The 11,893-nt window shown below is 40.3% G+C and carries 12 protein-coding genes; 10 read left to right on the top strand and 2 right to left on the bottom strand.

Annotated features, from left to right (window positions below):
- The first annotated feature begins 124 nt into the window (after positions 1–124).
- A complete protein-coding gene (locus D0469_RS02550; RefSeq protein ID WP_117325094.1) occupies positions 125–880 on the top strand; it encodes an NRDE family protein in 756 nt (251 codons plus the stop codon).
- A gap of 293 nt (positions 881–1,173) precedes the next feature.
- A complete protein-coding gene (locus D0469_RS02545; protein WP_117325093.1) occupies positions 1,174–1,785 on the top strand; it encodes a YitT family protein in 612 nt (203 codons plus the stop codon).
- A 7-nt stretch (positions 1,786–1,792) separates the two neighbouring features.
- Here D0469_RS02545 and D0469_RS02540 read toward each other — a convergent pair whose 3' ends face one another.
- A complete protein-coding gene (locus D0469_RS02540) occupies positions 1,793–3,010 on the bottom strand; it encodes an MFS transporter (protein ID WP_117325116.1) in 1,218 nt (405 codons plus the stop codon).
- 54 nt (positions 3,011–3,064) lie between these two features.
- Positions 3,065–3,568, bottom strand: coding sequence for a DUF3231 family protein (locus D0469_RS02535; protein ID WP_117325092.1), 504 nt, complete (start codon positions 3,566–3,568; stop codon positions 3,065–3,067).
- A gap of 152 nt (positions 3,569–3,720) precedes the next feature.
- Between D0469_RS02535 and D0469_RS02530 the strand changes: the two genes are divergently transcribed.
- The 8 genes from D0469_RS02530 to D0469_RS02485 all read left to right on the top strand — a co-directional run bounded on the left by D0469_RS02530 (position 3,721) and on the right by D0469_RS02485 (position 11,831).
- Entirely contained in the window at positions 3,721–4,746 is a 1,026-nt protein-coding gene (locus tag D0469_RS02530) for a sulfonate ABC transporter substrate-binding protein (protein ID WP_117325091.1), read from the top strand.
- 19 nt (positions 4,747–4,765) lie between these two features.
- Positions 4,766–5,530, top strand: coding sequence for an ABC transporter permease subunit (locus D0469_RS02525; protein ID WP_117325090.1), 765 nt, complete (start codon positions 4,766–4,768; stop codon positions 5,528–5,530).
- A gap of 27 nt (positions 5,531–5,557) precedes the next feature.
- Positions 5,558–6,427, top strand: coding sequence for an ATP-binding cassette domain-containing protein (locus D0469_RS02520; RefSeq protein ID WP_233522916.1), 870 nt, complete (start codon positions 5,558–5,560; stop codon positions 6,425–6,427).
- 457 nt (positions 6,428–6,884) lie between these two features.
- On the top strand, positions 6,885–7,460 hold the full coding sequence (locus D0469_RS02510) for an undecaprenyl-diphosphatase (RefSeq protein ID WP_117325088.1): 576 nt from the start codon (positions 6,885–6,887) through the stop codon (positions 7,458–7,460).
- An 858-nt stretch (positions 7,461–8,318) separates the two neighbouring features.
- Positions 8,319–8,702, top strand: a complete 384-nt coding sequence (locus D0469_RS02500) for an ATP synthase subunit I (protein ID WP_117325086.1) — start codon at positions 8,319–8,321, stop codon at positions 8,700–8,702.
- A 380-nt stretch (positions 8,703–9,082) separates the two neighbouring features.
- Entirely contained in the window at positions 9,083–9,778 is a 696-nt protein-coding gene (locus D0469_RS02495; protein WP_117325085.1) for a GntR family transcriptional regulator, read from the top strand.
- Between the two features lie 51 nt (positions 9,779–9,829).
- A complete protein-coding gene (locus D0469_RS02490; RefSeq protein WP_117325084.1) occupies positions 9,830–10,306 on the top strand; it encodes a tripartite tricarboxylate transporter TctB family protein in 477 nt (158 codons plus the stop codon).
- Between the two features lie 22 nt (positions 10,307–10,328).
- Entirely contained in the window at positions 10,329–11,831 is a 1,503-nt protein-coding gene (locus D0469_RS02485) for a tripartite tricarboxylate transporter permease (protein WP_158553327.1), read from the top strand.
- Positions 11,832–11,893: the final 62 nt, after the last annotated feature.

Here is an 11,893-nt window from a genome sequence, read left to right as displayed (position 1 = left end):
TGGATAAGGGGAAATAGGTTTGATTGTTTTATTAAAAGTAATGAGTTCATCGGAGGTATAATTGCTTAAAATGTAACCAAAATATCCATTGGAAAGAAGAAGAATTTGAAAGCTGGGATGAAAAGTGTGTTTAATATTGTTCGCGTTCCATTCACATCCAAAATATAAGTTAATTGTCGCTTCAAACCGGGATGAATTTTATTTTAGGCCTACTGCCCAGGCGCAATATTGGACTGATTTTCCTTACATTCTGGCGGGACGGGATTTGGATAAGATGGGCACATGGATGGGAATCACTACATCTGGTCGCTTTGCTGCCTTGACCAATTATCGCGACCCAAACGAAAACACAGAAGGAAAGCTGTCACGCGGTGCAGTGGTAGCTGATTTTTTGAAAGGCCAGAAGGCTCCAAACGAATATGTTAAGTATGCAGCTGAAAAGTCTGGCCTCTATGCCGGATACAATTTGCTTGTTGGAGATAAAAACCAGCTCTTTTATTATTCTAACAGAGGGGGTAATCCTCAAAGGCTGGAACCAGGCATTTATGGATTGAGTAATCATCTGTTAAATACAGACTGGCCAAAGGTAAACAGGGGCAAGGAAGGGCTGTCCAAAGTTCTGAGTGATAATGATGAATTTTTGGTTGAACAGCTTATGACCCTTCTTCAACATGCCGACCCTGCTCCGGATGAGCATCTGCCAAGTACTGGGGTTTCCCTTGAGTGGGAACGCATTCTTTCCCCGCTGTTTATTAAAACGGAGGGTTATGGAACTAGGAGTTCTGCGGTCATGTTGATGAATGATAATGATATTTACTATAAGGAACGCACTTATCTAAAGGGGAGTGTGAAGGATAAGGAGTATAGAATAGAGAATTAACAATTAATAAAGATTAAGGGAATTTACTGACAGGAGCATTGTCTCCTATCAGTATTTTTTTGCTTCAATCATTTCCTTCTTGCCGTGTTTCTGAGTTTTCGGCGTTTCCATGTAATTATGCAAAAGTATAAATCCTATTCTGCTGCATTCCCGTAAAGAAGCTTCAATCCATGCCCGCTAATATCGGAATCTTCATTGGACAGCGGTACTCATATAATAAGCGATTCTTGAATAGGATATGTAGAAGGCTTGACCAACTCATTGCAATATTAAAAAAGAATAGGTAGGGTCACATGTGGAAATTTTGGAGGAAAAATGGACTTGTTATAGCTGGAGCTACAATTCAGGGATTTGGGATGGGAGTGTTTTTATTCCCTCATGCAATTCCATCAGGCGGGGCAGGGGGAATGTCTGTTCTGTTAAATTATTGGTTCCACGTTCCTATCGGTTTTGCACTTTGGCTTGTTAATTTTTCAATGCTGCTTTTGGCCATGAAATATTTAGGCAATCGAAGTACGTTATGGACGATGCTTTCGATCACAGTTACATCACTGTCCATTTTTGCATTTCAGCAGACGATTCATGTCCCGGCAAGGAATGTTTGGATTGATTTGGCTATTGGGTCTATTTTTCTTGGAACCGGAGTTGGAATTTTATTAAGAGAAGGAGTCTCCAACGGCGGGGTTGGAGTAATCGCCTTAATTATTGCTAATTCAAGGAATATCCTGCCGGGAAAACCGTTGTTTCTAATAAATGGCTGCATCTTTATTCTTACTGCTTCGGTAATAAAATGGGAGATTATAATCCAGGCACTTTTAAGTCAATGGATTTCAACAATAATCGTCGATTTGATCTGCAAAATTAATTTCTACCAATCCTATACCCTTGGATGGCGGAAAAAGTGAAGCTATCTTAGACGTATCTGTAACGGACTGGTGTGTTTTTATTTGGAGTTCCGTCTTTCCCTTTAACATGGATCATTGTTAGTGCAATAAGCCCAACCAATAACGTTAAAAGGGCTAAGGAAATAAACATTCCTGTCCGTGACCATTCAATCAGGCGGGTAAAAACAGGAGGGCCTATTGCAACTCCTAAAAACCTGACTGAACTGTACAAAGAAGTAACGAATCCTCTTATTTCTGTTTGCACTGAGCCTGTGATAAGGGTATTTACGCAAGGTAATATCAAGCCGGTTCCAAAGCTGCTTATAACCAGGATAAATAAAAAGGGAACCAGGCTCTCGACAAAAATCAGAATGGCATAAGAAAAAGTCATTGCCATAAAACCAATAATAATAAGTTTTTTCATCAATTCCAGATTCTTCGCAATTTTGCTTCCGGTTATATAAGATGTCGCACACATAACTAGCAATGGAATTGCCAAAATAAGTCCTTTTTTTACACCGTTTATACCATATTGCTGTTCTAATAAATCAGACAAATAAAACAGAATTCCAAAAAGTGTAAATAGACAGGTAGCTCCGGCGATATAGGTAGCCATGAGCCATCCTCCGTCCTTTGCAAATTCATGCTTAATGTTCAAAACATATTTTGCGAATGGAGGCGGGGCTTGTCTATGCTTCTTTTCTTTGATAAAGAACCATGTTAACAAAACTGATATGATACAGAATACGGGAAATGCAAAGAAGGGAGTGTACCACGCAATGATGCCGAAAAGGGATCCAAGGATTGGTGACAGTACCTTTCCGAACCCATTGGACGCCTCTACAACTCCCAGCACACGGCTTTGTTCGCCTCCTTTAAAAAGGTCACCTGCCAGGGCCATGGCAATCGGAGCGGTGCCTGCTGCGCCTATCCCCTGCAAAATTCTTCCTATAAGAATTAATGTATAGGGATTAGCAAAAGCCGTTGCGGCAAAACCAGCTATAAGGCCGCCTAACCCGTACAATATTAGGGCAGGAATGATAATAATTTTCCTGGAGTAACGATCAGAAAGATACCCGAATATGGGAATGAAGATGGCAGCCCCAACAGAAAATACCGTGATCGTTAAACTTACCTGCATTGCTGAAAGATTTAATGAACTTTGCATGGAGGGCAGGACGGGAATTAACATAGAATTCCCTAGTGTCATGATTAACGGGATCGAACCGATAGCTGCAATTGACATACCAGTACTTTTGGACGAAGACACAGATGGTTCACATCCTTTTACCAAGTTTTTTTAATTTTTTGCCATTAGCGGCGGCGGTACAAGCCAGCCTTTATCTTTATTAATAGTTAATAATCTCGACGCATATTCAGCTTTTTGCGTATGGAAATCCCCAAACATTTGGGCTATATCCTCTCTTATAGATAACCCCATGATCGTGCTGCAAACGACCAGCCCTGCCCCAAGATCCTTAGTCACCAACGCTGCAATCTCAGGATCGTTAAAGCGCGCTCCGGCAGGGATATCCTGCACCTCCACATTAGGCCGGGCTGGAGGGGCCGGCGGAAGACGAATGCCGCTTTCTTTTAAAATAGCCTCCACCTGCTGCTCCTCCTGTTTAATGCAGTTGTCCTTCAAATCCCCAAGAAAAATCTTTAGGTCATGATCCCCAGTATGATTTGCGAAAATTTCCAGCGTTACTAAAAAGCTTTTTAATCCGAGTAGATGTGTCCAAAGGTGATATACTTCACCCGCGTGCAATGGCTCCTCTTTTGGATTGCCGCTTAAAATACCCATCTTAATTCCCTCCTTTGTCATTCTTTTTCTATTTTTGCGTTCAAAGCTTAAATTATGTACCTATTTTTATTATTTAAGGACAGGAACCTAGACTTTTTTCGAACATAACCTACAAAGAGAAATGACAATAAAGAGAGAAGGGTTGGAGATGAATGAGCGGAAAGAAAGGCAATTCTCTGTTTATGTATATTGTAAGTTTATTGCTGGCAGCTGGCTTGATCCTTACAGGCTGTGCAAGTGGTAACGGAAGCACAACTGAAATCAAAACCACAAACACCGATAAGCAATCTGGAAAGCAAAAAGAAAATGTTGTTAAGATCGGGTACCAAAAGAACGGTCCCCTTGTGATATTAAAAGGCCTAGGAACGCTTGAAAAGAGGCTGGAGCCGGAAGGGTATAAGGTGGAATGGAAGGAATTCACTTCAGGCCCTGCACTTATGGAGGCGTTGAACGGTGGAAGCATTAACTTTGGCCGCACCGGTGATTCTCCACCCATCTTTGCCCAGGCCGCTAACACCCCTTTTGTCTATGTAGCAGCGGGAAAATCAAAATTTAAAGGAAGCGGCATATTAGTCCATAAAGACTCCCGAATCAAGTCCCTTGCTGATTTAAAAGGCAAGAAAATCGGATTTGCCAAGGGATCCAGCGCTCATTATCTATTGGTTAAGGGTCTGGAAAAAGCAGGGATTTCCTATGGGGATATTCAGCCTTCATTCCTGCAGCCAGGAGATGCGCGTGTGGCATTTGAACAGGGAAATATCGATGCTTGGGCAATATGGGACCCATTTACAGCCGATACAGAAATCCATTCGAATGCCCGTTTGTTAAAGGATGGAGAAGGACTGACAACAGACCGGGATTTCTTTTTGGCAAATACTGAGTTCGAAAAGAATAACAGTGAATTGATTGATATTATGATCGACGAAATTCAAAAATCTGCAGAATGGGCTAATTCACATCATGATGAATTAGTAGCCATGCTATCACCGCTTCTGAAAATTGATGAGAAATCTTTATTGAAGTCAGCACAGCGTCGCGATTACGGCCTTGACCAGTTGACTAAACAAATTATCAGCGAACAGCAGGAGATAGCCGATACGTATGTTGAACTGGGAATCATCCCGAAAAAGATTAATGTAATGGATGTTGTGGATCAAGAAAGGATGGCAAAAGAATAAATAGAGGGGAAGCACACTCATGAAACCAAGCATAAATGGAGCTGCAAAAGTATTCATTCCCTGGGCAGTACCGGTCCTTCTTCTGCTTTGCTGGCAGATTTTCGCATCAATGGGCGTTATTCCGCCAAGAATCCTTCCGGCGCCTTTGGATGTTTTGAAGGCTGCGGTAGAACTCACCCAAACAGGAGAGCTGCTGGACCATCTCTCGATCAGCCTTGGCAGGGCTTTAACAGGGTTTTTGATAGGCGGGACAATCGGGTTTCTGCTCGGACTCTTTAACGGCATATCCAAAGTTTCCGAGCTGTTTTTCGACACATCCATCCAGATGCTCAGAAATATCCCGCATCTGGCGTTAATTCCGCTGGTTATTCTATGGTTTGGAATAGATGAAACATCGAAAATCTTTATTGTAGCCCTTGGTGTACTGTTTCCAGTATATATAAATACCTACCATGGAATTAAATCTGTAGATAAAAACCTGATTGAGATGGGGCAGGCATACGGTTTAAAGGGAGGAGCTTTATTCTGGACGATTATTTTTCCAGGAGCTCTTTCTTCCATATTGGTCGGAATCCGCTTCTCCCTTGGAGTGATGTGGATGACGCTGATTGTTGCAGAGACGATATCTGCACATTCCGGCATCGGCTACATGGCGATGAATGCACGCGAATTCATGCAAATGGATGTTATTGTATTAAGCATTGTTTTATACGCATTGTTTGGAAAGCTTTCAGATGTAATAGCCAGAATGGTAGAAGGAAAATGGCTTCAATGGAATTCATAAGAGCCAGATGGAGAGGAGGAAGAGCAGTTGTTATCTCATATACCTGACTCCCATATCGTATTGGACGCTGTTCAAAAGACATATAACAACCGGCCGGTTCTGAATGGGATTAACCTTACTATTAAATTTGGCGAATTTGTTGCTGTTGTCGGCAAAAGCGGCTGCGGGAAAAGTACGCTTCTCCGGCTGGTGGCCGGGCTGGAGAAATATGACGGGGGATCGATTTGTGTAGGCGGGATGGCATTAAACCGCCTTAACAAACATGCCCGGATCATGTTTCAGGATGGCAGGCTCCTACCGTGGAAGCGTGTTATTGATAATGTCGGTTTAGGGCTTCATGGGAACTGGAAAATGGAAGCATTGCAGGCGTTGCGCAATGTCGGCTTGGAGGAGCGGGGGCAGGATTGGCCCGCAAAGCTTTCAGGCGGACAAAAACAAAGGGTAGCATTGGCCCGTGCACTGGTTCATAAGCCGGATATCCTCCTGCTGGACGAACCACTGGGCGCACTTGATGCTTTAACCAGAATCGAAATGCAGGATCTGATTGAAACGATTTGGAAAGAAAAGAAGTTCACTTCAATTTTAGTTACACATGATGTTGAGGAAGCGGTTGCAATAGCGGACAGGGTCATTCTGATTGAGGATGGGAAAATAGTTTTAAATAAACTGATCAATCTGCCAAGGCCAAGGCAGCGCTCCAATTCTGCTTTCGCAAATCATGTTGAAGAGATATTAGACAGGATCATGCTGCGCGGGAAAGAGAAGGAATTGCTAGTCGTCAACCGTCAGCCGGAAACATTGCCTTTAGTAAGGAAAGCTAAAAAGGTGGTTCCCGAAAGCAGTTACAAAGAAGAGTCTGTCCGGAATGGCATAAAGGATCACCAAAAACCACAGTGAACTGTAGTTATTTTTAAAAAAGTAAACGCGTTGTCCCATTATAAGTATCAGTTTCACTATACTTTGACTAGAGCCTATTCGGCTCTTTTTTTGTTTTGATAGGAAATTATAAAAATAGTAAAAGTTATGGATAACGAAATTAAGTCTTCTCTAGCTCCAGCGCCCAACCCCTCGAGGTAATAAGCCAATCACTTGGGAAGGCAAAAAGCGCCTTCTGTCAGCACATGTCTTATGCTTGCCGGAGTCCCACAGGATGTGGGTGATAATGGCGTTGCCTCAGGACGAGTCGATCTTGGCCGTTCTTCCTTTAAGCAGGGCGCTTCCGCTTTTGTTCCGTATTCTTGCAGGTTTATCCGCACCTTTCAAAAATGTAATGTCCTGAAAGATTTATTCGTTATATTACTTGGCAGGATGTGGTATATAATTTCCTCATAAGAATTAAAAGGGGGACGGATGAATGAATTTTACTGATGTAAATGTATCGATGTTTCGTTTAATCAATGATTTAGGCAAACAACATGAATATTTAAATCCAGTCATAGTATTCCTGGCAGAGTATATGGTGTATTTTTTAGGAGTGGCCTTGCTTATATCCTGGTTTTCTAGGACTAATAGGAACAGACTTATGGTTATAAATGCCGTGTTGGCTTTAATAATTGCTGAGATAGCAGGGAAGATTGCCGGACAGTTTTATTCTAATTATCAGCCATTTGCAGAGCTCGAAAACGTTAATTTATTGATTGAAAAAAGTGTTGGAAATTCATTTCCAAGCGACCATGCCATCCTGTTTTTTTCCGTTTGTTTTTCTTTTTGGCTATTTAGAAAAAAAGAGGGATGTTTGTTGCTTTTACTTGCAATATTGGTTGCCTTTTCACGAATTTATGTTGGAGTGCACTATCCAGCAGACGTGGCGGCCGGAGCCCTTCTGGGTGTTCTTTCAGCGCTGCTTGCTTTCTGGATCATACCTCGATTGAGTTTTAGCAAGAGTTTTGCAGTAGCTAATCCTGAAAAAGAAAAATCAAAAACATTTTAATTAATTCTGAAGGTAGAATTTCAGATGAGTGAAATAACCAAAACCTAAATCTAACAAAACATTATAAGCCCCAAATTTCGGTTGATCATCTTAATTAAACGGTAAACCAAAGGGAGATATACGTATTCTAGGAAGTAATGGGTAGGCAAAACGACCACTGACTCTGGTTTCTTGGGGGCTGACCCTGATATTGGGCCACGCAGGACAGTTCGAGGGCTTAAAGTTCTTTAATGATAATCGAGTCTTTCAAACAATTCTTGATAGGTGGAAGTCTTCTGTTCGTTTTGTTGACCCCGATAGTCTTTATGACGCTTGTATTGAAAAACTATGTACCGTCAATCATATTTTTGATCGTCATAACCTTACTGAACGTAATGGCATGTAAATCTGAACATCGGGGACTGTGTCTGTGGGCGTCCGGGGGACATAGCGAATAATACCCTGCGGCAGACCCTATCCTGCGGAGGTTTTAAATTTTGATTGCTCTGTTGCTTATACAGGGTTCGCTGCTACGATAGTGTGCTTTAGGAGAGCGGATATTCACTGAGGTTTCTTAGAACAGATATTTGAATCGAATAAATAAAAGAAGAAGTCCCGAAAAAAGGGACTTCTTCTTTTTATCTATTCAGATATTTCCATGAACATTAATAATATTTAGAAAATATTGAAAAGTATTATTATTATATTTACATATCATTCTGAATTATTTTTATTTGTTGGTAATTTACCTAAGTTTATTAATTCTTTTGTAAAAAGTGGAAATTTAGCTAAGTTTAATAATTGACGATTCTTTTTTCTTGAAAATATCATTATATAAAGATACTATTGAAGTTATTATAAAATTAAGGAGTTAGATCATTGATTCATTTTGCCTTCAAAGTATTTCTTAAACAAATAACTTTTTATATTTTTCCGGTGTTAACAGGTGGCTGGGTATTAACACCATTCTCCACGCACTTTTTTGGAGCGGCTATCGGAATACTTGTAAGTGTATATTGCATGTGGGTATTAGGCAGGCGCATTAATAAGATTGAAGAACGTATTGTTGCCGGGAAAAGGATGCCTTCCTTAGGGTTTTTAAATCGGAGTGCCGCAGCTGTACTGGGTGCGATTATCCTCTATGAACTCGAACATCAGATGGTAATGGAGGCTTTTGCTGCCGGGATTTTGGGTGGATATTTTCTAATGACAATCAATCTGGGATATTACAGCATGCAAGAAGCTAATGGAAAGAAGTTTTAATCTAAAATATATACTTTCTATTTTGATAATAGAGGTTTCATAAACAAGCAGGTCCGTCATAGTATGGTCCTGCTTTTTTCTTGTGGAGAAATTTATAAAGTCCTGGTTGGTGTTACTTTTGGAAAAAAATATCGGCTGGATATGGGAAGAAACAATTATCTACAAACACTTTCAAACCGCCGTATGCCGACGGTATGTCCGGTGGTGTGAGAGGAGGAGATTAGAATCGCCTTCTACTCGATTCAGTTTGAAGGCTCCTAAAAAGATATCTGCTAGTTAGTAATATTGTCAAAGTTGCATTAATACATATAAAACTAAGAAATCTAATTGTCGACAATCGATTGTAGGTATCAAAAAGTCGACACTTAAGGGGGGAGATCTTGGTTATCAAAAGTGATTTTTATCATAATGTCAGGCTTGAAACAGGTACGCTTTCAGACCAAGTAAAAAATCATATTTACAATGCCATCATCCGCGGAGAACTAAAACCTGGAGAGATGATTGTAGAATCATTGGTTGCGGAAAAATTAGGGATAAGCAGAGCTCCAGTAAGAGAAGCTATGAGGATGCTGGAGGCTAAAGGGTTAGTTAATATTGCCCCAAGAAAAGGGATTTTTGTTTCTCAACTTTCAGTGAAAGAATTAAAGGAAATGTATGAAGTTAGATTAAATCTTGAAATGCTGGCACTCAAAAACTCTTACCTGCATTCTCCAGACAAAACAGTTAGCGAATTGGAAGAAAGCCTGGAAAAGCAGCAGCTCTTAATCGACAATAGAGACTTCCAAGCCTATATGAATGAAAATATCCGTTTTCATGATATTTTCATAACGAATTCAGGTAATAGCTACTTAATTTCCACACTGCAGAATATTGAAGAATTAACTCTCAGATATAGAGCCTCATCCATGAACTTATCCGGAAGATTAGAAAAATCTTTGAATGATCATTTGGCCATCTGCAACTTTTTTAAGTCAGGTACAATCGAAAAAGCACTTAAAACATTGGAAAACCACATTATTTCCTCTGCCTTGAGACTTCAGGAAGAGCTTTCGAAGGATAAATCATTTATAAAATAACCATTATAAAAACTCCGGCAATATTTAAAAAGACCTCGAGAGGTGATCAATATGTATTTCTCCCAAGTTCTGAAAAAATTATTATTTCCTGTTATAGGTATCGTTTTCACGAGTGCCTTTTTTGTCAATATAAGAAACATGGATTCTGGTGCATCCAGTTATCCTAAAGGAATAATCGCTGTATTAAGCTTGTTATTTATTTGGACTTTGAGCGCAGAAATTAAAAACTTATTGGCAAGTAAAAAGGAGAGTGGAAGTGAGACTAATAGTTTAGTGTCCATCAAGCAGCTTATCATTGAGTGGAAAAAACCATTACTTACACTCCTAATCCTGTTTATCTACGCCAAATTAATTTCCATCATAGGCTTTTATGTATCCACGATCTTCTTCTTATTGGCCATTTTTTCCACACTAGGGATCAAAGACTTGAAAACCCTTCTCTTCAACCTGCTGCTTCTGATTGCATTAAGCTATACACTTTTCGATTATATTCTTCAAATTCAATTGCCAAAAGGAATCTTCTTTTAAATAAAAGGGAGTGAAATATGGAGTGGAAACGATTTTAGAAGCATTGTCGATTCTGTTTACCTTTGAATCAATATCATTTTTGGTCATAGGATTAACAGTTGGATTCATAGCAGGGGCACTGCCAGGATTTTCTTCTTCAAATGCTTGCGCTATTCTGCTGCCGCTCACAATAGGCTTTGACTTAACGACTGCCCTTATCTTTATGGCATCCATCTATGCAGGAGCCCAATTTGCAGGAGCTATTCCGGCCATTATGATTAATACACCTGGCACAATGGGTGCTGCTGCAACAGCGTTGGATGGGTATCCAATGGCCCAAAAAGGAAAGGCAGAATTAGCTATTGGAATTGCAAGGATGGCATCCGCTGTAGGTGGCGTAATAGGAGCTGCCATTGTATTAATCGTGATTAATCCTATGTCTTCTTTTGCCCTTAAGTTTGGATCCGTCGAGATGTTTTTAGTCGCTTTATTTGGACTTACTTTAATCACGACCATTGTTGGAGAGAATGTTAGAGACGGTCTTATTTCAGCATGTTTGGGGTTATTAGTTGCAGCTATGTCAGCGGATCCTTTGTTAGGGCAAGGCAGATTTACGATGGGATTTATTGAACTATACGACAATGTTCCCTTCGTACCGATCTTAATCGGATTATTCGGTATAACGGAAATGTACTTCCTGTCAAAAAAGAAGAGACTCATTGATACAGATATTAAGAAGATTGAAGGCAGTTCCTTAAAAGAGGTGATCAATGGAGTTGTTGAAACCTTAAAATACCCAAAAGATATATTCAGAGCTTCTATATTGGGAACATTTATAGGAGCAATTCCTGGCACAGGAACAGCCGTTTCAAACTTTATCAGTTATGGAATTGCAAAAAAAACTTCAAAAAATAAAGAACAATTCGGTAAAGGAGCTCCAGAAGGGATTATTGCTTCAGAAGCTTGTGACAGTGCAGTAGCGAGTGGAACATTGATTCCAACGTTAACACTGGGCATACCAGGCAGTTCCACAGCTGCCATTATGCTTGCTGCGTTTTATCTGCACGGGATAAACCCAGGTCCGCGCGTAATGATTGACCAGGCGGCAGAGTCATATGCAGTCATTTTGGCACTTGGTCTTGCAAGTTTGCTGATCTTGCCCCTTGGGGTGCTGTTGGCCACTCCGATGATACAGATTACAAGAGTTAAGCCTGCTATCCTTGTTCCAACGATTTTGCTCCTGTGTACTATTGGTTCCTTTGCTTTATCAAATTCTATGTTTGATGTATTCCTAATGTTAGTATTTGGAATTATGGGAGTGATTATGCGAATAAATGGCTATCCAATTGTTCCTTTTGTACTTGCAGTTATTTTAGGCCCGATAGCTGAAGCTAATTTTGTAAGGGCTTTCATGTTGTCAAAAGGAGATTTTTCATACTTCTTTGCCACTCCAATCGCTTTGGTTTTATGGGCAATCATTTTTGTAAGCCTTTTTGCCGGACCAATTAAGAAAGCAGTTAGCAAGTTGATTAAAAGAGGGAAGTAACATCAACTTAGGGGAATAAGGAGCATTCCTGTTAGAAGGATTTTCGGGGACTTGAACAAAAA

Source organism: Peribacillus saganii (assembly GCF_003429095.1).
GTDB lineage: Bacteria > Bacillota > Bacilli > Bacillales > DSM-1321 > Peribacillus > Peribacillus saganii.
This window is presented reverse-complemented; position numbering and strand designations above follow the sequence as displayed.

Bases quoted from the DNA above. Each gene is read 5' to 3' on its own strand.
- D0469_RS02545 (WP_117325093.1), top strand. From the start codon at position 1,174: ATGTGGAAATTTTGGAGGAAAAATGGACTTGTTATAGCTGGAGCTACA.
- D0469_RS02540 (WP_117325116.1), bottom strand. From the start codon at position 3,010: ATGTCAATTGCAGCTATCGGTTCGATCCCGTTAATCATGACACTAGGG.
- D0469_RS02535 (WP_117325092.1), bottom strand. From the start codon at position 3,568: ATGGGTATTTTAAGCGGCAATCCAAAAGAGGAGCCATTGCACGCGGGT.
- D0469_RS02530 (WP_117325091.1), top strand. From the start codon at position 3,721: ATGAGCGGAAAGAAAGGCAATTCTCTGTTTATGTATATTGTAAGTTTA.
- D0469_RS02525 (WP_117325090.1), top strand. From the start codon at position 4,766: ATGAAACCAAGCATAAATGGAGCTGCAAAAGTATTCATTCCCTGGGCA.
- D0469_RS02510 (WP_117325088.1), top strand. From the start codon at position 6,885: ATGAATTTTACTGATGTAAATGTATCGATGTTTCGTTTAATCAATGAT.
- D0469_RS02490 (WP_117325084.1), top strand. From the start codon at position 9,830: ATGTATTTCTCCCAAGTTCTGAAAAAATTATTATTTCCTGTTATAGGT.